Raw genomic sequence first — 24,945 nt, forward strand, 5'->3', positions numbered from 1 at the left:
ACGATGAGAAACGACCTGAACAGAAGGGATTTTTTGAAAAAAACCAGCGCCGCCGCCATCGCTGCCATGGCTGCCGGGGCTCCTTTTGCAGGTTTGATATCCTCTTGTAATTCAAAAATCTCCATTCCTGCTACAGCGGACACAGTCATTTTGCTCTTTATGGCGGGAGGAATGGCCCACACCGAAACCTTCGATCCCAAAAAATATACGCCTTTCCGAAAAGGCATGCAATCAAGTGAAGTGCTGAGTACTTTCCCTTCAGTGCCAACTGTTTTGGACGGCATCCATTTTTCCGAAGGACTGGAATCCATCGGAAAAATCATGGACAAAGGAACCCTGATCCGCTCCTATGTTGCAGCAGACCTTGGCCACATCCTCCATACCCGCCACCAATACCATTGGCATACTTGCTACGAACCACCACAGTCGGTGGTCGTGCCCCATCTCGGATCGTGGATTGCCAAAGAGTTGGGTCCACTCAATCCTGTCATACCACCTTTTATCAATATCGGTCAAAGATTTACTGTCGGTGAAGGAGAAGAGCTGAAGGCATTTCACAGTGCGGGATTTCTTGGAAGTGAGTTTGGACCTTTTCTGATTCCTGATCCAACATCAGGTCTGGAAAGTGTAAGACCGCCGGTGGGAATGTCTACCAAAAGGTTTGAGTCTAGAAACCAACTCTATGAAAACCTGATCAAGGAAAGTGCCATGGGGGAATTTGGCAGTGATTACCAAAAGGAATCCCTCAAAAGATCCATGGAACAGGCTTATATGCTGTTGAATTCGCCCGAGGCCAAGGCTTTTGACCTGACTCAGGAACCTAAGGAAAGCTACGACAGATACAATACAGGGAAGTTTGGATTGGGATGCCTTTTGGCAAAAAGACTGGTCGATCAGGGAGCAAGATTTATCAGTGTGACGACGGAATACGAACCTTTTTTCGGTTGGGATACCCATGACAATGGCCATACCCGATTGAAAGACATGAAGAAAATGATCGATGCACCAATAGCCCAATTGATCAAAGACCTGGATGAAAGCGGCAGGCTGGAACGAACAATGGTCATCGTCGCGAGTGAATTCAGCAGGGATATGCTTACTGAAGGCAGACCTGACCTGAAAGTCTTGGATCAGGTAGAAGTTCCGGAAATCATCGAAGACATGAAAAATTATGGCATGCACCGGCATTTTACCGATGGATGCTCGGTATTGATGTTTGGAGGAGGAATCAAAAGAGGTCATGTTTTTGGCAAAACTGCCGATGAGCGCCCCTGCAAAACCATAGAAAATCCCATCAAAATAAATGACCTCCACCAGACAATTTACCATGCATTAGGCATTGCTCCTGACACGAATTATATCATTGAGCAGCGGCCTTTCTATACCACGCCGGACGGACACGGAAAAGCGGAAATGCAATTGCTGAAGGGATGAGCTCTTAAACCAACTTGAAAAATTATATCCATAAGCGGTTTCAATGAAAAATCTATTTGAGTTAACTTGAAATGAAATTTCAATTACCATAAATCCCAATGAAATAAACCATCAACCGAACAATTTCAATCCCAAAAAAATATGTCCTACACCAAATTAACCTTAAAATTCCTCAGCCTTTTTTTAATCACGGGAATTCTCTTTTCCTGTGGCAAAGGAACAGAAGAAGAAAGTAAACCCCTCCACCCAAAAGTTGCCAAATTAAAGCTTCCTGAAGGTTTCAAAGCCGAGCACATCTACAGTCCGGGTGAAAACGAACAGGGATCTTGGGTTGGGATGACATTCGATGACAAAGGCCGAATGGTCGTCACAGACCAATACGGGTCTCTGTACCGTCTGGAAATTCCTGCAATTGGATCTGACTCTTTGGCTCCAAAAGTAGAAAAACTGAAAATCGGTACCGGACCTGAGGACAAGATCGGGATGGGTTTTGCACAGGGCGTACTCTTTGCTTTCAATAGCCTCTATGTCACCGTCAATCATAATGCGAATGAGACATTTGACAAAGGAACCGGTCTTTACAGACTTCAGGATCTGGATGGGGACGACCAATATGAGCAGATTACCTTGATTAAATCGCTTCAGGGCGAACCCGGAGAACATGGTCCGCACAGCATGATTTTGTCTCCCGACAAGAAGTCTATTTTTATTGTGGCTGGAAACCATGTAGATGTGCCTGAAATGAATGCCTACAGAATTCCAAGGGTTTGGAATGAAGACAATGTATTTCCCGTGATCAAAGATCCCCGTGGACATGCCAACAGCCGCATGGCTCCCGGAGGATGGATTGCGCAAATCGATCCTGAAGGAAAAAATTGGGAGCTTTTTAGCGTAGGTTTCAGAAATGCTTATGACATTTCTTTCAATGAAGCCGGAGAATTGTTTACCTATGATTCGGACATGGAATGGGACTTTGGGATGCCATGGTACCGACCCACACGAATCTGCCATGTGACGAGTGGAAGTGAGTTTGGCTGGAGAACAGGCAACCAAAAATGGTCTCCCAATTATCCTGACAACCTTCCGGCAACTTTGAATATCGGACAAGGATCCCCCACGAACGTGATGTTTGGAACGGGTGCAAAATTTCCTGAGAAATACCAAAAAGCGCTGTATGCTTTTGATTGGAGTTTTGGGATCATATACGCTGTTAGCCTTACCCCATCCGGTGCTACTTATTCGGCCACAGCCGAGGAATTTATTTCTGGTTCGCCACTTCCCTTGACAGATGGAGAGATCGGTCCCGATGGAGCAATGTATTTTATGACAGGAGGGCGAAGGTTGGAATCAGATTTATATCGAGTATACTATGCCGGTGATGAAGATACCGAAGTAAGCAGCGCATCAACTGAAGTTCCTGAGGCCATTCAAACCCGAAGAAAACTGGAAGAATTCCATACCGGCGGGCCAAAAGCAGGTGCGGTGGATTTTGTATGGCCTTATCTCAAGGATGAAGACAGGTTTATCCAATATGCTGCAAGGGTCGCTTTGGAACACCAGCCAATCAATGATTGGAAAGACAAGGCTTTGGCTGAAAAAGATCCAAAAATTCTGACCCAAGCCATGATTGCCATGGCAAGACATGCTGACAAATCGCAGCAGCCACAGATGCTTCAGGCAATAATGGGTGTAGATTATGGAAGTCTGAGCAATATGGATAAGCAAAACCTGATCCGTGCCTTTGAACTGACGCTCTTCAGACAAGGTGTCCCTGCCGGAGATTTAAAGTCTCAGCTAGTGGCTTACCTGAATCCTAATTTCCCTTCAAATGACAATCACCTAGACAGGGCTTTGAGTAAAGTCTTGGTCTACATCGATGCACCTGATGCCGTTTCAAAAAGCATTACTCTGTTAAAAACAGCCAAAGACGATGCGGATTATCAGAAGACATTTACTTCTTCTTCGGATCTGATTTTGAGAAATCCCCAATACGGATTGGATATCGCCGAGATGCTTTCGAGTGTCCCTCCTGCACAACAATCCTATTTGGCTACAGTATTGGGAAATGCCAAAGTCGGTTGGACACCGGAATTGCGAGAAGAATATTTCACCTGGATCCACGATGCCTTCCAATACAAGGGAGGCGTAAGTTATGTTGGATTCGTGGACAGGGCCAGAAAAATGGCTTTGACACATGTGCCAAAATCTGATTTCGAGAAATACAATGAAATGTCTGGGGCTTCCCTGCTTACTGGAAGTGGCAATGACCTTATCGTCAGTGATGTACAGCCTGTCGGCCCGGGAAGAAGATGGACTGTAGAGGAAGCATTGCCGCTGATGGCGGATCTCAAAGGAAGGGATTTGGTAAAAGGAAAAGCCATGTACGCCGCTACTTTATGTCAATCCTGCCACACGATGAAGGGTGAAGGAGGAATAATCGGACCCGATTTAACCCAGTTGGGCACGAGGTTTTCAGCAAAAGACATTCTAGATGCGACCATCAATCCAAACAATACCATCTCCGATCAATATGCTGCCACCATTTTCTATATGGCTGATGGAAGCTCGGTTTTAGGGAAATTGACAAATGAGGATGCGGATAAATATTTCATTTCCCAAAACCCATTCGCTCCGGATATACTCAGGGAGATACCAAAAAAAGATGTCAAGAGTAAAAAACTTTCTGAGATTTCGATCATGATGCCGGGAATGATCAACAGGCTCAATGAGGAAGAGTTGAAAGACTTGATGGCTTACCTGATCTCTGGTGGAAATTCTGAGCATGAAGTGTATAAATAACAAGAGATATTTTCCATAATTAATTTAAAAACCAAATGAAAAAGTCAGCCTTTTGGCAAAATACTTTTCCAGTGATGACCCTTGTTTTTATTGGGTTGGCAGGATGCAACAATCCCGGACACAATACCGAAATGAAAAGTGGGGAAACCGGACATGTCACCCCGACAGTGATTCATGAGTCTGAAACCATAGAATTTATTCCAATTTTCGATGGTAAAACTCTAACAAACTGGGAAGGGGATTCAACATATTGGCGTGTAGAGGACGGTAATATTGTAGGTGAAATTACGCCCGAGACCATTCTTGACGCAAATTCATTTTTGATCTGGCAAGGCGGAGAACCTGCGGATTTTGAACTCAAACTTGAAGTCAATATCACCAAGGACGGCAATTCTGGGATCAATTACCGGAGTGAGAGATTCACAGAACTTCCTTTTGCATTGCGCGGCTATCAGGCGGATATTGATGGTAAAAATGCCTATACAGGTCAAAACTACGAAGAAAGAAAGCGTACCACTTTGGCATATATCGGGCAAAAAACCACCATCGATCCCCAAACTCCTGCAGGAGAATTGCGGGCTAACATTGAGAGAAATGCCTGGAAAGGCCTTCGCGTTACTGAAGAATTGGGAGATGCGGATTCCCTGAGGAAATTGATCAAAAGCGAAGATTGGAATGCTATCCACCTTGTGGTGCAAGGCAATGTGATGAAGCACTATGTCAATGGCGTGCTGATCAGTGAAGTGGTGGATGAAGACACTGTCAACAGAAGTATGAAAGGGTTATTGGGAATTCAGGTCCATGTCGGTCCTCCGATGCAGGTCAAATTCCGGAATATCCAACTGAAGGAGCTTTAGAGTCTCCTATTTGACAGCAATAAAAAAGTCCAACATGAAAAAAACATGTTGGACTTTTTGTTTCAAATATTGCTGATTTAAATATCCGAATAGTCAGTCGGGTAAAGCAACCGGGTATCATTTTTTGAAACCGTATTTTGATATTCCTCCATCACCTTCATCCTGTCCCAATCAGGATCTGTCCCAAAGGCTTTCCAATGCGCATCCCTTGATTCCATATTGGTAAATGTGGTCATGTACATCAGATTGGGCATTTGGGCACCGGCCAAGGTTTCGGCAAAAAATACAGGATTGAAATCCAATTTTAGAAAAATATCAATTTCTCCCTCATTGAACATTTTTACTTTCTGTCTGTACAATCTTTCGGTCGCAGCCTCATAACTTCTCAATTCATATATTCTGTCTTTTTTCGGCCCTTCTACATTTGATTCTGTGAATCTTGGTGTGCTGGAAAAAGCCTGCATCAAAGAAGTTTCTATCCTTTTGTAAGGAGGGTTATTATGCGGTGCATTGATATAGTCTTTTCCCGCGGCTAGGTATGCGGCATCCTTATCCAATTTGGATTGAAGGCCCACATATTGCTTCAAGGACTTATACGGAATCCATACATATATTTTTTTACCGGCATCGGTTTGGGTCGCAATCGGTTTGAAAACACCGACTTTTTCTATTCCATTTCTATGCAAAGCGGGCAGCAGGGCATTTTGCAGGTAATTGTCAATCTGGGTTTCCTGATTTTTGCTTTCTATGTGATATATCTTCAATTCGTAATAGTCCCTTTTACTGCTTTGGGCAGAAAGATCCAGAACAAGAAAAAAGCAAATGATCCCAAAGAGAACCGGAAGTGATGTGTTGATTTTCATGGTTTTTTTAGGTTTAAAGCTTTTTCAATGTACTGAAATCCCCATTTGGATTGGGAAGAAATTGATAACGAGCATGAGAATTTTATAAATGGATAAAAATTTACAAAATGTCTTATGTACTTTTTGGTTCATCATATCTGTAGGTTAAAATACACCGGAATAACTATTGGAATATTCTGAAAATCCGGAGTTTTTATGCCCGGAAAAAGTTAAACTTGGCTTTTTTGAAAGTTTTAAATGGTTAATTTTAAGGGAGATAAATTTCATGCCTGACAGAACAGGATACCGACATAGATTTCAGATGATAAATTGAAATTTGAATATTTAACCGGATTTATGAGTGATTTGAACGAGCTGAAGCAGTCCAATTGGAAAGACAAGATCTCCAACCCCATGCAGTTGGGAGGGATTGAAACATCCGTTTTGGATAATGGATTGGGCAAGGGAGTTCGGATCGCCTGGATCAATACCGGAACAGGCCTGAGATACAAAGTGGTACTCGACCGAGGAATGGACATTGCCGATGCCTTCTTCAATGCACACAGCCTGGCTTGGATCAGCCATGCAGGAGTCACTTCTCCCCAACCTTTTTCAAATAAAGGGATAGATTGGCTGAGGACATTTGGAGGAGGATTGTTGACCACATGTGGGCTTTCACATGTTGGCGGTCCCGAATCCGATGAATTTGGAAATAGAGGATTACATGGAAATGCAAGTAATATCCCCGCAGAAATCACATCCATCATTCAACCTGATCCACTTAATGGAAACATGGAAATGAGCATTACCGGCATCATACGGGAGACAACTTGCTTTGGTCCTTCATTAGAGATGAAAAGAACCATTTCGGGAATATTGGGCGAGCCTGTGATCAAGGTCAAGGATGAAATCACCAACCTTGGCAATACGCCTGCACCTCACATGTTGCTCTATCATTTGAATTGTGGTTGGCCGCTGATAGATGAAGGAACAGAAATCGTCTGGGAAGGAAAATGGAATTCCATGGACAACGATCCGAACAACAGGATTTTCAACCCAAAAAACAACTTCAAAAAATGCCCAGCTCCAATGGATGCCCATGCGGGATTTGGCGAAGATGTAGCCTTTATTGATCCCAAAGCCGATAAAAACGGGAAAAGCACCTGCGGATTTGTCAATCAAAAACTTGGAATCGGTTTATCTCTTACCTTCAACAAGAACCAGCTTCCTTGGCTGATCAATTGGCAGCATTGGGGAAAAGGTGAATATGTTACAGCCTTAGAACCTGCCACCAATCCTCCTATCGGGCAAAGTGGGGCAAGAAAAAACGGGACCTTGATCCTTTTGGAACCCAAAGAAAAAAGAATCTATGACTTGGAAATCAGAATTATTTCTTCAAAAGAGGGAATTGAAAAACTAATCTAATTAATCAATAACCTCTTTTTTCAATATCCATTAATATCAAATATCAATTAATATCATATAGAAATATATTAAGCTTATTTATCAATTAATATCATATAGAAATATATTAAGCTTATTTATCAATCAACACAACCCAATAACCAATAACAACCATGAGTTTGGCAAAAAAAGCATTAGAACAAGGAGAAGGAATCTTGAGACTGACCCCAACATGGGTGCCGCGTTCTTTTTGTGTTCCGGGAAGGCGCATCAAACTCCATCCTGACGATTATTATGCACTTGGGGGAGCCCGGGGAGGAATTGACGAGCGTTGGTTTTCTTCGACCACTCCAGCACAAAACGGCCCCTTAACAAGTAAAAATGAAGGTCTCAGCCATATCGCTTTGGAAGACGGTGGCAAAACCGAGCTTTTCTTATTGAAAGATGCCATAGCCGATATCGGGGCCCAAATCATTGGTGAGAGGTTATGGGACAAATACAAATCATGGCCGATGTATTCCAAGTTTTTTGACAATATGGGCCCTCTTCCTCACCATATCCATCCGAGTGATGAATTCGGTGCGCTGACAGGACAAAACGGCAAGCCCGAAGCTTACTATTTCCCTCCACAGGTGAATAACCACGGCGGGGATTTTCCCTATACATTCTTCGGAATTGCCCCGGGGACATCCAAGGAAACCATCCTTGAATGTTTGAAAAACTTCAACAAGGGCGACAACAAGATCACCAATTATTCGCAGGCATTCAGGCTACAACCCGGAACAGGTTGGGATGTTCCTCCCGGAATGCTGCACGCTCCCGGAAGCCTTTGTACTTACGAACCACAAAAAGCTTCAGATATTTTTGCCATGTACCAGTCTTTGGTCAATGAGGCAATCATTCCGGATGAACTCCTATGGAATGCCACGCCAAAAGACCGGATTGGAGATTATGAGCTGCTTTTGGAGATGATAGATTGGGATTTGAATGTCAATCCAAACCTGATGGACAACCACTACATGGAACCAAAGCCCGTGGATGATGCTGAGAAAATGCATGCTGCAGGATACCATGAGACTTGGATTTGCTATCGCTCTCACGATTACAGTGCCAAAGAACTGACCGTCTTCCCGGGTCAGACCGTAACCATCACCGACAATGCCGCTTACGGCATGATCATGATGCAGGGCCATGGGAAAATGGGGGTTTGGGATATCGAAACACCAGCCTTGATCCGATTTGGACAGTTGACCCATGACGAATATTTCGTCAGCGAAAAGGCCGCTATGGCCGGAGTTAAAATCACAAATCATTCAAAAACCGATCCCATTGTCATGCTGAAGCATTTCGGTCCTGACAATCCTGATTTGAAAGTTTGACTTTTGGAGTACCAAGTATAGTGTACCAAGCTTCTTAGAAAGGAACTAGAGCAATGAGGAAAGTAAAACTCGGATTCCAAGATCAGTTAAGCAGTTAACCAAATAACCAATAACCTACTAACCGAATAACCATAATCCATTCAATAACCATTAACAAATAACCAAAATAACCATGTCCCAAAATAACTATCCAAAACTACACAATGCGACTTGGCCGGGTATTGTGGGGAAAGGCCCCGACTCAGAGCCAATCATTTCATTTGATGACATGCTGCAATACACCGCCGCCGCAGAAGTCAATGGGGTAAAGTTTGACGGTATTGATATCGGGCTTTTTGATCCACATATCGATCTGGATATGTCCGATGACGGTATCAAGATATTGGCAGAAAAAGTCCAGAAACTCAATCTGAACATCGGAAGCCTTGTAGCCCCAATATGGGGTGGACCCGCTATGGGAAGTAAGGAAGACCGGGCACTGTTTGTGGAAATGGTGCGAAAATCATGTGTTTTTGGTCAAAAACTCAAAGAACTTGGCGTGAGGCCTTATGGAATAGTAAGGATTGATTCTGCCAGCAGTGTTGAAAGCTGGGCCAAAGATCCGGTCAACAATACCAAACTGATTGCACAGACATTCAGAGAAGCCTGTGATGTGGCTGCGGATTTTGGAGAAAAACTCGCTGCCGAAGGTGAAATCTGTTGGGGAGGCATGCACAGTTGGAGAGCAATGGTGGATACTCTTGACCAGACCAATAGGCCAAACATCGGATTTCAGGCAGATATGTCGCATACTTTCCTTTACATGTTGGGTTACAACAGCCCTGATGACAGGATTCTTCCAATAAACTTTGATTGGAATGACAGAGAGACATTGGACGAGGCATTCAAAAAATTGACAAAAGCACTCCGACCTTGGACCATTGATTTCCATGTGGCACAAAATGACGGGACAGTTTTCGGTTCAGGTTCGCATGACAAAACCGGAAGACATTGCCTTGCAACCGATCCAAATGGAAAGCTTGACATTGTAAGAGACGCAGGCTATTGGTTGAGAAATGCAGATGGAAAACTCACCAAAGCCTTCCAGCATATTTGTTGGGATGGCTGTATGTTTCCCAATGCCGTGATGGGCAAGCAGCAGACTTGGAACGATATCCTTGCCAAAATGATCGAAGTGCGCAATGCACACGGATGGGTTGGGTAAGGAGGAAGTGGGAAGTTCGAAGTGGGAAGTATTAAGGAGGATTTGAAATTCTTTCCAACTTTTGAGCCTTGAAACTTTTAAACTTTCTAACCCTTTGAATCTTCCAATTTTGAAATTTTCAGATAATAAACCAGAATAACACATGAGCAAAAAACATATAAGAATCGGACTCATAGGAACGGGCTTGATGGGAAGAATACACACCAACGCCTACAAACGAATCCCTGACTTTTTTCCAGAATTTGAATTTCAACCTGTTCTTCAGGCTGTATGCGCAAGGAGGGAAGACAAAGTCAAAGCTTTTGCTGAACAATGGGGCTATGTCTCCTACGAAACAGATTGGAAGAAACTGATTGCGAGAACCGACATCGATGCGGTAGATATTTGTACACCTAATGCTTTTCATGCCGAAATAGCCATTGCGGCAGCTGCTGCAGGAAAGATGATCCTTTGTGAAAAACCGCTTTCCAAAACTTTGGAGGAAGGCGAAAAAATGGTCAAAGCCGTGGAAAAGGCAGGTATTGCAAACACTGTTTGGTATAATTATAGAAAAGTCCCGGCCGTGACTTTGGCCAAGCAAATCGTCGACTCGGGAAAACTGGGAAAAATATTCCATTACCGCGCCAATTTCCTTCAGGACTGGACAATCAATCCCGAACTGCCCCAAGGTGGAGATGGGTTATGGAGACTTGATGTGGATGCTGCAGGTTCGGGGGTGACTGGAGACCTTTTGGCGCATTGCATCGATACGGCCATGTGGCTTAACGGAGGCATCAAAGATGTGTCAGCCATGACCGAAACTTTCGTCAAGGAAAGGGTTCATCAGGGAAGCGGACAGGTTCAGAAAGTAGGCATTGACGATGCCTGTATTTTTCATTGCCACTTTGACAATGGTTCTTTGGGATTGTTCGAAGCCACCCGGTATGCAAGGGGGCACAAAGCCCTTTATACCTTCGAGATCAACGGGGAACATGCTTCGATCAGGTGGGATTTACACGACATGAACTGGCTGGAATATTTTGACCATAAAGATGATCCTCATGTCAGGGGATGGAGAAAAATCCACATTACTGAAGGAGAACAACCTTACATGAAGAGGTGGTGGATTCCCGGAACTAGCATCGGGTATGAGCATTCATTTATCCATCATGCAGCAGATTTTTTCCAAAGTTTAGAAACCGGTAAACCCTGTTCGCCGACTTTCAAAGATGCCTACGAAACCCAAAAAGTTTGTCAGGCAGTCCTTGACTCTGCAGCCTCAAAAAGCTGGAAAGATACAGGTGTAGATTGGACAGAGAGGTGAAGTTAAAGGCAATAAAAAAACCTCCATAAAGGAGGTTTTTTGTTTTTGAATTGTAATGAGGGAGTAATCAAAAAGCTCCTTTGAAGCCTTCCATTTTTTGGTCCACCTGAGTGTCAACCATAAATGACAATCTTACTTTTTCCCACGCCATAGTCACCTTGGCCACTTTGTTGTTTTCTGCAGAGATGGCGTAAGAAAGTCTTTCCTGAGAATCCGCTGTCATTACGGGAGTTACTTTGATAGCAACTGCATCATCTTTTGCCATTGCTTCCTCGTCGATTTTGCCGTCTTTCATGTAGGTAAAAACTGAATTGGCTTTACCGTTAAGGTGAACAGTCCACTCGCCAGAAGCCATTGGTGTGATGAAAATGGAATATTTTCCGGCACGCAGATTTTTACCTCCAACGCTTACTCCTGTGCTAAATTCAATGATGGTTGTAGCATTGGCACCTGCTCTCCAGGTTACTCCATACTTTTCCAACTCTCCAAAAATCTTCCTTCCTTTTACAGCTGGAGAGGAATAGTCAATGCTGATTTTTGTAAAACCAACATTTTGAGATACAAATGCCGCGGGGCTGGCTGAAGGAGACTGTAATTGGGCATGAGACTGCACTGAAGCTGCCAAAAACAACATCAAGGTTAATGCAAAGAAATAGATTCTGGTGTTTTTCATAATTTTTTGATTTGGATTTTTGGATTTTGAACGGTGAAGATACGATAAGGAATTCAAGTTAATTTAATGGTTTCTAAAAATCCATAATCTTTTTTAATGATTGCTATAATATTTTTTCGATAATGCTTGCATTCCCAAAATACAAATACTAGATTTTCCAATAATAATACTATTTTTTATACCCAAAATAACTTAGTTATGTCAGTCACAAAATCGCTAAATAACCAATCAGCGACAGGATCTTCGCAATCAATCAATGATTATTGGATAAAAAAGCTTGGAGGGATCGAAGAATTACAGCTACCAAAGTATCCTTCAAAATCTTTAACAAAAGGAAAAAACACACTAAGCTTCTTTTTAGATAAGGCTATCCTCGATACTATTAATGCCCACTTTACAGGAAATACCCTCTCGTCATCTTTGGTCCTGTTCGCAGCCCTGAAAGTTTTACTTTATAGATACAGTAGCCAAGATGATTTTTGCATTGGTACCACCGTCAAAATATCGGGTCTTCTAAACCCAAACGGGGAGAATTTACAAAAAGATTTTTTGGATATCCTTCCCATTCGCTCCAAAATAGATGGCAGCATGCAATTTGGGGAGTTTGTCCAAAAATCAGGGGCCGATTTAGCTGAAGCCAGTTCCTACAATCATATCTCTCTTGATCAATTAATTTCTGCTTTAGGAATAAAGAACGAAAAAGATTTAAGCATACTTTTTCCAGTTATCTTTGACTATCATAAGACTTTTGATCTAGATTCCCCTAGCCTTTCATCCCAAATAAACCTTGAAAAGTTCAATTCGCCTTTATGGTTCAGAGTTGTAGAAAATGGAGATACAATTGAGGCGACCATCACCTTTGACACTGGATTTTATTGCCTCGAAGCAATTCAGAGGATGGCCTCCCATTTTCTTACACTTCTTCAATCTATTCATTCCAATTCTTTCTTAAATCTCGGTTTCTTAAATATTCTTCCCGATGAGGAAAGAACCTACCTGCTAGAGACTTTAAATACCACTGAGACGGCATACCCAGACGACAAGACCGTCGTGGATTTATTTGAGGAACAGGTAAATAAAACCCCGGATGCAGTTGCATTAAAGTTCAAGGGTACGGAGTTAAGTTACAAGGAGCTAAATGAATGGTCCAACAAGCTTGCTCATTATCTGATTTCAAAATACAAATTAGAGAATAAGGACTTAGTAGGAATTAAACTTGAGCGCAGTGAAAGGATGATTATAAGCGTTCTGGCAGTATTAAAAACCGGAGCCGCCTATGTTCCGATTGATTTGGACTATCCTGAAGATCGGATTGCCTTTATGGAACAAGATAGTGGTTGTAAGGTAATATTAGATGAAGAAGAATGGGTCACATTTGATTCACAAAGCGACTTATACTCTGTAGAAAAATCTAATGTTGCGATAGGGCCAAAGGATGCGATGTATGTGATTTATACTTCAGGATCAACAGGAAATCCAAAGGGTTGTGTGTTGAACTATGAAGGAGTAACAAACTACCTTAATTGGACCTTGGAATACAGTAGAGATATTAGTTATAGTGAAGTAGATTTTTTCAGTAGTTTATCTTTTGATTTTACTGTTACTCCTTTGTTTGGAGCATTGACACAGGGAAAGACTTTGCGCATATATAATCAGTCGGAAGATTTATTAAGTCAACTGAAGCAAATAGTATTAAATCCCGCGAGTGGATGGATTAAATTAACCCCTGCCCATATTAACCTTATAGAACCACAAACACTAGAAGATGCAAGAGCCAAGGTTTTTGTGTTGGGAGGTGAGGCATTGACAACGGAGCAGATAAGACACTTACGGAACAATGTCGGTTGCAGGATATACAATGAATACGGTCCAACAGAGGCAACTGTCGGGTGTATTGTAAATGAAGTAAGCGATAACAATGAGACCTACATTGGCAGACCTATACAAAACACCCAGACCTATCTTTTAGACGCTAACCAACAATTGGTACCATTTGGGAGTGTAGGAGAAATTTGTATAGGAGGCATAGGCCTAGCTAGAGGTTACTTAAACAGAGAAGAACTTACCCAAAAGAAGTTTATCGAGAACCCATATAAACCAGGAGAGCGATTATATAGAACCGGTGATATTGGTAAATGGCGTGAAGACGGTAATTTGGAGTATTTGGGTAGAATGGATGACCAAGTAAAGATTAGGGGGTACAGGATAGAATTGGGTGAGATTGAACAGGCATTGGCGAGTTACACAAAAGCAGGACAGAGTGTAGTCATCGCCAAAGCGTTAAAAAATTCTATCGACAAAGAGCTGATAGCATATATCACCGGAGAGGCTACAGCCGAGGACCTGAAGGCCTACTTAATAAAGAAGCTGCCTCAGTACATGGTACCAAATTATTATGTGAAGTTGGAGAATATTCCGTTAACCATAAATGGCAAGATAGACAGAAAGGCACTTCCCGAGTTCGGTGCAGGGGATTTGGGGTCTTCCCAATATACCAAACCGGAGTCAGATCTCGAAAAAGAGCTTGCCGCTCTCTGGCAAAAACTCCTCGGCATAGAAAGGGTGGGCATCCACGATGATTTCTTTGCTCTCGGTGGGAATTCCCTGCTCGCTATGCGGACCGTCGCCACCATCAGGAAAGAATGGGGCACTGAAATCAGAATACGCGAATTCTTCTCTGCTCCCACTGTAACCGGCCTTGCCCAGGTCATTCTTTCACATGGAGGTAGTATTTTCCACCCCGTTCTGCTTCCTGCGGAAAGGCCAGAATCAATCCCGCTTTCCTATAACCAGCAGAGTCTCTGGTTTATCCACCAGCTCGAAGGCAGCATCCAGTACCACATCCCACTGATCTTCAACATCTCAGGAAAACTTAATATTCCTGCCCTGGAAGAAGCGTTCAAAACCATTGTCAACCGCCACGAGGCACTCCGGACCGTAATCAGGGAAAAATATGGGACCGATTGCCAGACCCTTTTGGCCAAAGACCTATGGAAGCTGGAAAGAATAGAACTGCAGGACCCGAAACTCCTAAAAAATGAAATTACGAGACTGATCAGGATACCTTTTGACCTCGTCAACGACCATATGATGAGGGCCTGTCTCATCACCAAAGCCCAAGGGGATTATTATCTGGTGATCACCATGCACCACATTGCTTCCGACGGATGGTCTTCCAACATCCTGAGAAAAGAACTCATGGATTCCTATTATGCCATCGTCAACGGAACCCAACCTTCTCTCCCGCCTCTTCCCGTTCAATACGTTGACTATGCACTCTGGCAAAGAAATTTCCTCAACAGTGATTCCATCCGCAACAAAATCGACTATTGGAAGACCAAACTCCAAAACGTCGCACCACTTCAGTTGCCTACCGATTTTGTAAGGCCTACCGAAATCAACAGAGAAGGGGGAACAGTTCGGTTTTTTATTAAAAAAGAAATAATTACCGACCTGAATAGGATAGGATTAAAACTCAATGCTACCCTATTCATGACGCTTTTTTCGGCATTCAAGGCGTTGATGTACAGGTATTCCTGTCAAGAAGATCTGTGTATTGGAACCCCTGTCGCGGGAAGAGAATATCAGGAGCTTGAAAACCTTATCGGATTTTTTGTCAATAGTATTCCCCTTAGAAGCCATGTAGATAGTAAAATGAAATACGATGAGTTGCTCATGCAGGTTCAATCCAATACGATCGATGCGTTTGACAACAGCGAAATTCCTTTTGAGCAAATCGTGGAATCCCTCGAAATCAAGAGGGATATGACCAGAAACCCTGTATTTCAGGTGTTTTTTGCCCTCCAAAATTTACCCGAAAATCAAGGTTCTGCAGGAAATCTATTGTGGTCTGAAGAAATTCAGGATAAGTTTTCATCAAGGTTTGACCTAAGTTTTGACCTTACTGAGGTCAATGGGAATGTAGAAGGAGTAATAGAATTCAGCAAAATTCTGTTCAGGCAAGAGACTGTTGAAAGAATGGCCGGACATTATGCCCGCCTTTTGGAATCTATAATAGAAAACCCGACCAATACCATCGGAAGATTTGAAATTCTGGGAGATATTGAAAAATCCCATATCCTCCAAAACCTCAATGATACTGATTCTCCATTACCTGAGGATAAAACTATTTTGGATTTATTTGCAGGCCAAGTTCAAAACCAACCAAATGGAATTGCAGTTGAATTTGATGGAAAACAACTTTCTTACAGGCAATTGGATCTCCAATCAAACCAGCTAGCCCATTTTTTAATCAAAAACGGACTCAAATCCGAAAGCCCTGTGCCGATCTGCATTGACCGCTCCCTGGAGATGGTAATAGGCATTTTTGGAATCCTCAAATCCGGTGGTGCCTATGTTCCGATCGATCCTGCCTTACCCAAAGACAGAATTGATTATATGGTTGAAGATACCAAAGCCGATTTTGTAATCTGTTCTTCAAAAACAGTCCAGAATTTCGGTGATAAGATAAGAACTATCATCATGGACCAAGAAATGGAGGCGATTCTAAGCATGCCATCTGACGAAATTTCGGCTTTGCCATCCTCGGAAAACCTTGCATATATCATCTACACCTCAGGTTCTACGGGAAGACCCAAAGGGGTTATGATCGAACACCGAAACCTCATCAACTTCTTGGTCAGTATGACTAAAAATGTTGAATTTGACAAATCATCAAGCATCCTTTCAGTCACTACCTACAGTTTTGATATCTTTTACCTAGAACTTTTTCTTCCTCTTGTAAGCGGTGGAAGGGTATTTTTGGTAAGCAGGGAAGTTGCCATGGACGGATTCAGTCTATCCAAAAAACTGGAAGAAGTCCGTCCTACCCATATGCAGGCAACGCCATCCGGTTGGCAAATGTTACTGAACTCAGGTTGGACTAATCCCGGTAACATCAAAATGCTGGTCGGAGGAGAAGCCCTTGGAGAGGAATTAAAAAATACCCTTGTGCGATTGGGAACCCTTTGGAACATGTATGGGCCAACGGAAACAACCATCTGGTCAACATTCAAAAAAATGGAGGTGGGAGAAAAAATAAGCATCGGAAAGCCCATCGACAACACCTCAATTTATATATTGACGGCAGACGGAAGCCTTAACCCCGAGGGAGTACCCGGGGAACTCTGTATTGGGGGAAAAGGAGTCGGAAGGGGTTACCTCAACAGGCCCGAACTTTCCTCCCAAAAATTCCTTCCTGATCCGTTCGGCAACGAAGCCCGTGAAAGGATGTACCGCACAGGTGACCTCGCAAGGTGGCTTCCCGACGGAAACATCGAATACCTCGGCAGGATGGACGACCAAGTCAAAATCAGGGGATACCGCATCGAACTAGGCGAAATCGAATCTGTTCTGCTCCTCCACCCTGGGGTGAGACAGGCAGTGGTCGTGGCACGGGAAAACGGAAATGGTGACAAAAGGCTCGTGGGGTATGTGGTCTCCGACGGGGATTTCGACAAAGAATCAGCAGGTGCCTTCCTCCGGTCAAAACTTCCTGAATACATGGTCCCTGCCCTCTGGCTTCAGCTGGAAAAACTCCCACTCACCTTTAGCGGAAAAATCGACAGAAAGGCACTTCCCGAGGTCGGTGCCGAGAACTTGGGGACTGCCCAGTATACTGAACCCAGAACAGATTCCGAAAAACAGCTTGCCGCTCTCTGGCAAAAAATCCTCGGCCTTGAAAGGGTAGGTATCCATGATGACTTCTTTGCCTTGGGAGGACATTCCCTGCTTGCGATGCGTACCGTCGCCGCCATCAGAAAAGAAATGGGTGCTGAAATCAGCATCCGCGAATTCTTCTCCGATCCCACTGTTGCCGGTCTTGCCAAGGTCATTTCCTTGAAAGGAATGAATATTTCCCATCCTGTTCTGCTGCCTGCAGAAAGGCCCGAAGCCATCCCCCTTTCCTATAACCAGCAGAGTCTCTGGTTTATCCACCTGCTGGAAGGCAGCATCCAGTACCACATCCCCCTGATCTTCAACATCAGAGGAGAACTCAATATCCCTGCCCTCGAAGATGCATTCAAAACCATTGTCAACCGCCACGAGGCACTCCGGACGGTGATCAGGGAAAAGGATGGCAACGATTGTCAGTACGTGCTCGGAAAAGATCTTTGGAAGCTTGAAAGACGGGATTTGCCTGATCCGGGACTCCTTAACACTGAAGTTACAAGACTGATCAGGATACCCTTCGACCTCACCAGTGACCATATGATGAGGGCCTGCATCATCACTTTAGCCCCCAACGAATATTGTTTGGTAATTACACTGCACCATATAGCGTCTGATGGATGGTCCGCAAACATCCTGAGAAAAGAACTATCGAAATGCTATCAAGCCATTACCAAAGGAAGGCCCATAACGCTGCCTCCACTTCCACTGCAGTATATTGACTTTGCTATTTGGCAAAAAAACTTCCTTAGAAGTGATTCATTCCAAATCAAAATCGACTATTGGAAAAACAAACTCAAAAACGTAACCCCTCTACAGCTTCCTACAGATTTTGTGAGGCCTGCGATGCATAGCAATAATGGCAATAACTTCCGCTTTTCGATAGATAGTGTTTTGGTGTCCCAACTCAAAGAATTAGGAAAAAATCACCAATCCACACTGTTTATGACTTTACTTGCCGCATTTAAAACCTTACTATACAGGTATAGCGGTCAGGAGGATATCTGCGTCGGAACACCTATTGCAGGAAGAGAAAGTCACGAAATAGAAGATTTAACAGGGCTTTTTGTAAACACTTTGGCGCTAAGAACTAGTATAGGTGGAAATATGGCCTTTTCTGATGTCCTCAAAGATATCCGAAACACCACCCTTGAGGCTTTTGAAAACCAAAAAGTCCCCTTTGAAATGGTCGTAGAAGCACTTGGACAGGAAAGAGACTTAAGCCGAAATCCTGTTTTTCAGGTTTTATTTGTTTTACAGAATGTTCCACAAAATGAGGTTTACTTGGAAGATGCTGTAGTTTCAGAAAAGCCTTATGAGCATTTCACCTCAAAATTTGACATGACTATTGACCTTACGGAGATTGAATCCGGCATAGAAGGGATATTAGAATACAATACAGACCTTTACAAACATGAAACGATTGCGCATTTGGCGGGTCATTATACTCATTTATTAAAATCAATTCTTGAAAACCCAAATGAGGAAGTTGGAAATTTAAAAATCCTTTCTACAGCAGAAGAAAAAGAATTAATTGAATCTTTTAATTCCAAAACCCAAGATCTTCCCTCTCAAATAACAATTCTGGATATGTTTGAGGAGCAAGTTGAAAAAACTCCTGAAGCCATTGCGGTAGAATTTGAAGGCAAGAAACTCACTTACAGCGAATTGAATAAGAGGTCCAACCAGCTTGCCAACTATCTCCTAAAGAAAAATATCCAACCTGAAAGTCTGGTCCCTATCTGTCTTGACCGTTCTTTTGAAATGATCATCGGCATATTGGGGATTTTGAAAGCGGGTGGGGCATATGTACCTGTTGACCCAACTTACCCAAATGAAAGAATTGAGTATGTCTTTACTGATACTCAGGCAAACATTATTATCACGACGTCTGACTTAAAAACAAGGCTTCAAAACCGGGGAGAATTAATCATTCTTGATGAGGAATGGCCAGAAATTGAAAAGATGTCTGAAGAGATGGCCCCTTTGGATATCCGTAATAACCAATTGGCATATATCATTTATACCTCAGGATCTACGGGAAAACCAAAAGGTGTAATGATCGAGCATGGAGGTTTGATGACATCCACATTGGCTAGAAAATCATACTATAATGAAAGCGGAGCTGTTTTATTGATACCTTCATTCGCATTTGATTCCTCAGTTGCGGTAATCTTTGGAACCCTCACCACAGGTGGTAAACTGATTCTTTGCAAAAGCGAACTGATAAAGGATCCTCACCATATCAAAGGACTGCTTCACGATACTGAAACCATCCTTTGCGTCCCTTCCTATTATAGGTTCTTGTTGGAGGAAGACCTATTGGCAAAAGCCAAACTTTCCAATGTCATTGTCGCAGGAGAAGCTCTAGATGAATCATTGGTAAAACTTCATTTTGAAAAATCAGGGAATGCTTCTCTTTACAATGAATATGGGCCTACCGAATCCACTGTTTGGGCTTCTGTTGCAAAAATTCATACACCTTCTGAAAAAGTGACCATTGGAAAACCAATAGATTACTTGAAAATACACATTATCAGCAAGGACAATCAATTAAATCCGATCAATGTACCCGGGGAATTGTGTATTTCCGGACATGGTCTTGCGAGAGGATATTTGAACAATCCGGAATTGACTATGGAAAAGTTCGTCAAATGTCCTTTTGGTAATCTGGAGGAAGAAAAGATGTATAGGACTGGAGATCTTGCCCGATGGCTACCTGATGGAAATATTGAATATTTGGGAAGGATAGATGACCAAGTCAAAATCAGGGGATACCGCATCGAGCTCGGAGAAATTGAATCCACAATTAACAGTCTTGAAGGGGTAAAAGAATCAGCAGTGATAGTTCGGGAAGATGTGCCCGGACAAAAACAACTGGTAGGATATGTTGTATGCCAAGAACCTCTTCAAACAATAGACGGAAAGAACTTGGTTTTCCAAATAAAGGAAAGATTACATGAGGTATTGCCCAATTATATGGTGCCCGGAAACATCGTTCTTTTGGATCATCTTCCGTTAACAGCCAACAATAAAATTGATAAAAAAAATCTTCCAAAACCTTTAGAAAATACCTCCGAAAAAACAGCGCCAACAACAAGTCTGGAAAAGACAATATCAAAAATTTGGTGTGGCGCTCTCAAAAAGGAGACGATAGGTATTGAGGCAGATTTTTTTGAATTGGGAGGAAATTCCCTCCTTGCTGTAAAAGTAATGACAGCCCTTGAAATAGAGCTAGGTTCAAAAATCGCCATCAACCAATTATTCAAACATCCGAATATCAAAGAGCTAGCAAAAGCAATTGAAAATTTCGGTCAAAATCAGTCGGGTTGGAATTCCCTCGTCCCAATAAAACCTTCAGGCAAAAAACCTCCTTTGTATATTGTCCACGGTGTAGGATCGACAGTTTCAATTTATTACAGCCTGGCAAAATATATTGAAGACGACCAGCCCATTTATGGATTTCAGCCAAAAGGCTTGGATGGGATAGCGGTCCCAAATCAATCCCTGAAAGAAATGGCTTCTTACTACATTTCCCTGATGATCGATCAGAATCCACACGGACCTTACAATATTTCAGGCTATTCCTTTGGTGGATATGTGGCCTACGAAATGGCCAAGCAGCTTCGTTCAATGGGAAAACAAGTCGGAAAGCTCATTTTGTTTGACACCTCTGCTTACGAATCCGACGAGAAACTTTCAACCTTTGATAAAATTAAACTCAGGTCAAAAATTATTCTCAATGAGATAAACTTTGTCCTGAATGAACCACAGGGGTATTTTGAAAAAAAATTAAGGTCTTTTCAAAGAAAAAGAGATAAACTTCTTGTCAAAATGAAACTGAAACCCGACCCAAAATTTTTGGTGGACTCCACAAGTGTTCTGAAAAGGGTAGCAAAGAATAATGCTGATATCCTAAATAAATATAAGATAGGTCCTTACAATGGCCCCCTCCATTTGTTCCGGGCAAAAACCCAGGGTTTTTATGTCAAAGAACCAAGGTATTACGGTTGGGTTCCTTTTGTGGAAAAGGTAAATGTTGTCAATGTTTCCGGCCATCACGATAATATTTTCCACAAACCTGCGATTTTAAAGGAGATGGCTGAAAAAATCCAAAAAGTCCTTGATGAAAAACCCGGTTCATGATTTTCAATAAATCAATCAATTGGCAGGAAACAAATCCAAATTGGGAAAAATTCAAGGAGGGAATTCTCTTGGATGAAATCCATGTAATCCGGATCAGGATTTCTCAGAATTTGGATTGGATCCTTTCCAAAAAAGATTTGCTTTCCCAAAATGAAACAGAAAAATCAGAAAGATTTGCGAGAGAACAGGACAAATACAGTTTTCTTGCCAGCTCGTTTATGAAAAAAATTCTTTGCAGCTATTATATCGGGTGTGAACCCAAATCGGTGGAATTTGAGGTGAATGAATTCAACAAACCCAAAATCAGAAATCAAGAAAACATCCATTTCAATACCTCGCATTCAGGAGATTGGCTCGTTTTTGCCTTTTCGGGCCATCCCTGTGGCATTGATATAGAAAGAATCAATCATGGTTTTGATTATTCCTCAATTTTGGAAATGTCTTTTCATCCTGATGAAATTGATTTTATCCAAAAATCAAATCAACCGGTCAATCAATTCTTCAAAATATGGACTATCAAAGAATCCATTTTAAAAGCCGAGGGAACAGGATTGATGGATAACCTCTATGAATTGAATACACTCCAAGATTTTGCTAAATTGCCGGACAACACCGATCCTTGGTATACCAAAAGCTTGTTGATCGAAGAAGATTATTGGTGCAGCCTGTGCTTTAAAAACGCTTCTCCAAAAATTAAATACTTTGAAATCTAAAATTCTGCCATACCCTTTTCTTTTAAAATTTAACCAATCCCTATGAAACCCTATCATTCCCTGAAGCTGTTCTTGGTTTTCTTTGTTTGCCTTTTCATTTCCAATATACAAGCCCAACAAGGTGATATCAAATGGTCAAATGATGGCACGGCGTATTTCAGTGTCGAACAAAATGAAATCGTCCAATACACACTTCCTGCAAATGACAGAAAAATACTGGTCAGCAAACAACAACTGACTCCAAAAGGAAAAAGTGAGCCGCTTAAAATTGAACTTTATGCTTTTTCGGATGACTATAAAAAACTGCTCATTTTCACCAACTCCAAACAAGTATGGAGGATCAATACTAAGGGGGATTATTGGGTTTTGGACCTGACAGACAACAGCCTAAATCAATTGGGAAAATCAAGGCCTGAATCTTCGCTCATGTTTGCTAAAATTTCTCCTGACGGTACCAAAGCAGCCTATGTCAGCGAATACAACATCTACTTGGAAGATCTAGCCACTCAGAGCATCACCCCACTTACCAAAGACGGAAACAGAAAGTTTATCAACGGAACTTTTGATTGGGTATATGAGGAAGAATTTGCCTGCCGTGACGGTTTCCGTTGGAGTCCTGACAGCAAGTCGATCGCATTTTGGCAATTAGATGCAGAAGGAACAAGGGATTACTACATGATCAACAATACTGATTCGGTGTATTCAAGGATCATTCCTGTGGAGTATCCAAAAGTCGGCGAAAGTCCTTCAGCGGCAAGGATTGGTGTCATTGACATTGCAACATCCAATACTAGATGGATGGAAATCGAGGGTGATCCTAGACAACATTATCTCGTGAGGTTAGAATTCATCCCAGGTACAAATGAGTTTTTGGTTCAACAACTTAACCGTAAACAAAACGAAAGCAAAATCCTGAGGGTGGATGCGGCTACCGGAAAAACAAAACTTATCCATTCAGAAAAAGATCCTGCTTGGGTAGAAGTGATGGTTCCGGGGGAAAATACTTACGATATCGATTTCAAGCATCCCATGCATTGGCTTACCGGTGGCAAAGAATTCCTTTGGTCAAGTGAAAAAGGAGGATGGAGACAATTGTACAGGATCAGTACTGATGGGACCAAAGAGCTTTTAGTCACGCCAGGAAACTATGATGCCATTTCATTAAAAGGCTATGATGAAAAAAGCGGATTGGTATATTTCATTGCCTCACCCGAAAATGCTACCCAAAAATATCTTTACCGTACCAGATTGGATGGCAAAGGAAAATTGGAAAGGGTTTCTCCCGTAGGATTTGAGGGAACGCACAGCTACAACCTTTCTCCCAATGCCAGATTTGCACAACATCGTTTTTCCAACCACTACACAAAACCTTTGGCTGAAATGGTGAGTCTGCCAAAGCATCAGGCTTTGAATGAAAAGGAAAGCATCGCAGCTAACTTAGCTGCTGCGCAAGTGGAAAAGACAACAGAGTTTTTCAAAATCACAACCGAAGAAGGCGTCGAAATGGACGGTTGGATGGTAAAGCCCGTAAACTTTGACCCATCAAAAAAATATCCTGTTCTATTCTATGTCTATACCGAACCTTGGGGAGCGACAGTTGCAGATGCTTATGGTGCTACCAGAAATAGGTATTACAAAGGTGACATGCGCCAAGACGGATATATCTACATCTCCTTGGACAACCGGGGCACGCCTGCGCCAAAAGGGAGCGCCTGGAGAAAATCAATCTACCGCAAAATCGGCGACATCAATATCCGTGATCAGGCTTTGGGTGCCAAAGAAATCCTGAAGTGGTCATTTGTGGATCCCGAAAGAATCGCAGTTTGGGGCTGGAGTGGCGGGGGTTCAGCTACACTCAACCTGATGTTTCAATACCCTGAAATCTACAAGACAGGTATTTCCGGCGCAGCAGTAGCTAACCAACTGACTTATGATAATATCTATCAGGAAAGATATATGGGATTGCCTCAGGAAAATTTGGAAGACTTTGTTAACGGTTCTCCGCTATCCCATGCCAAAAACCTACAAGGTAATCTGCTTTATATCCATGGTACAGCTGATGACAATGTGCATTACCAAAACGCCGACATGCTCATTAATGAACTGATCAAGCATAACAAACAATTCCAGGTTATGCCCTATCCCAACAGGTCTCACGGAATCTCAGGTGGAGATGCTGCTTACCTTCACTTATCGACACTGTATACCAATTATTTGAAACAATATTGCCCTCCGGGGGGAAGGTAAAATGGTTTATTTAACAGATTAAAACTCATATGATTTAAATCATCTTTTTGAAACCGTATACCCAACTCTGGATTAAAATTTTCTATTCGGTCATTTCACTTTATCGTGAAATGACCGAAAATTGAGCCAAATAAAGGATTTTTTAAGATCCTATAAATTTTGCCTACAAAAATAGGATCTGAAAATGTCAGGCAATTTAAAGATTGCATTAACCCTTCAAAATCGATCTCGCCCATATTTTCAAAAAAACCATTAACTTTAAAATGCTGATTTA

The 24,945-nt window shown here is 42.4% G+C and carries 12 protein-coding genes; 10 read left to right on the top strand and 2 right to left on the bottom strand.

All coding sequences use genetic code 11. The features are described 5' to 3' along the window. Positions 1 to 3: 3 nt before the first annotated feature. From NK987_RS16830 to NK987_RS16840, 3 genes are all read left to right on the top strand, one after another. Entirely contained in the window at positions 4 to 1,434 is a 1,431-nt protein-coding gene (locus tag NK987_RS16830) for a DUF1501 domain-containing protein (RefSeq protein ID WP_259264795.1), read from the top strand. A 141-nt stretch (positions 1,435 to 1,575) separates the two neighbouring features. Further along, on the top strand, positions 1,576 to 4,233 hold the full coding sequence (locus NK987_RS16835; RefSeq protein WP_259264796.1) for a c-type cytochrome: 2,658 nt from the start codon (positions 1,576 to 1,578) through the stop codon (positions 4,231 to 4,233). 35 nt (positions 4,234 to 4,268) lie between these two features. Beyond that, entirely contained in the window at positions 4,269 to 5,090 is an 822-nt protein-coding gene (locus tag NK987_RS16840) for a 3-keto-disaccharide hydrolase (protein WP_259264797.1), read from the top strand. A 77-nt stretch (positions 5,091 to 5,167) separates the two neighbouring features. On the opposite strand, the gene NK987_RS16845 is transcribed toward NK987_RS16840, so the two are convergent. Next, positions 5,168 to 5,953 (bottom strand): NIPSNAP family protein, encoded by a 786-nt coding sequence (locus NK987_RS16845; protein WP_259264798.1) that lies wholly within the window; start codon positions 5,951 to 5,953, stop codon positions 5,168 to 5,170. A 336-nt stretch (positions 5,954 to 6,289) separates the two neighbouring features. Here NK987_RS16845 and NK987_RS16850 point away from each other — a divergent pair, with 336 nt between their 5' ends. From NK987_RS16850 to NK987_RS16865, 4 genes are all read left to right on the top strand, one after another. Continuing rightward, the gene (locus tag NK987_RS16850) at positions 6,290 to 7,357 is read left to right on the top strand and encodes an aldose 1-epimerase family protein (protein ID WP_259264799.1); all 1,068 of its coding nucleotides are present in this window, start codon (positions 6,290 to 6,292) and stop codon (positions 7,355 to 7,357) included. A 152-nt stretch (positions 7,358 to 7,509) separates the two neighbouring features. Beyond that, the gene (locus tag NK987_RS16855; protein ID WP_259264800.1) at positions 7,510 to 8,715 is read left to right on the top strand and encodes a cupin domain-containing protein; all 1,206 of its coding nucleotides are present in this window, start codon (positions 7,510 to 7,512) and stop codon (positions 8,713 to 8,715) included. 172 nt (positions 8,716 to 8,887) lie between these two features. Continuing rightward, entirely contained in the window at positions 8,888 to 9,919 is a 1,032-nt protein-coding gene (locus NK987_RS16860) for a sugar phosphate isomerase/epimerase family protein (protein ID WP_259264801.1), read from the top strand. Positions 9,920 to 10,061: 142 nt separating this feature from the next. Further along, positions 10,062 to 11,222, top strand: a complete 1,161-nt coding sequence (locus tag NK987_RS16865; RefSeq protein ID WP_259264802.1) for a Gfo/Idh/MocA family protein — start codon at positions 10,062 to 10,064, stop codon at positions 11,220 to 11,222. A 67-nt stretch (positions 11,223 to 11,289) separates the two neighbouring features. Here the strand turns inward: NK987_RS16865 and NK987_RS16870 are convergent, their stop codons facing one another. Next, complete coding sequence (locus NK987_RS16870; RefSeq protein ID WP_113925696.1) at positions 11,290 to 11,895, bottom strand: DUF2911 domain-containing protein; 606 nt, start codon at positions 11,893 to 11,895, stop codon at positions 11,290 to 11,292. A 198-nt stretch (positions 11,896 to 12,093) separates the two neighbouring features. Between NK987_RS16870 and NK987_RS16875 the strand changes: the two genes are divergently transcribed. The 3 genes from NK987_RS16875 to NK987_RS16885 are packed head-to-tail and all read left to right on the top strand — an operon-like array spanning position 12,094 to position 24,671. After that, positions 12,094 to 21,711, top strand: coding sequence for a non-ribosomal peptide synthetase (locus NK987_RS16875; protein ID WP_259264803.1), 9,618 nt, complete (start codon positions 12,094 to 12,096; stop codon positions 21,709 to 21,711). Next, positions 21,708 to 22,424, top strand: a complete 717-nt coding sequence (locus NK987_RS16880) for a 4'-phosphopantetheinyl transferase family protein (protein WP_259264804.1) — start codon at positions 21,708 to 21,710, stop codon at positions 22,422 to 22,424. The genes NK987_RS16875 and NK987_RS16880 overlap by 4 nt, the downstream gene beginning before the upstream one ends. A gap of 42 nt (positions 22,425 to 22,466) precedes the next feature. Next, entirely contained in the window at positions 22,467 to 24,671 is a 2,205-nt protein-coding gene (locus NK987_RS16885; protein WP_259264805.1) for a S9 family peptidase, read from the top strand. Positions 24,672 to 24,945: the final 274 nt, after the last annotated feature.

The sequence above is a fragment of the Aquiflexum gelatinilyticum genome, assembly GCF_024813435.1.
Lineage (GTDB): Bacteria > Bacteroidota > Bacteroidia > Cytophagales > Cyclobacteriaceae > Cognataquiflexum > Cognataquiflexum gelatinilyticum.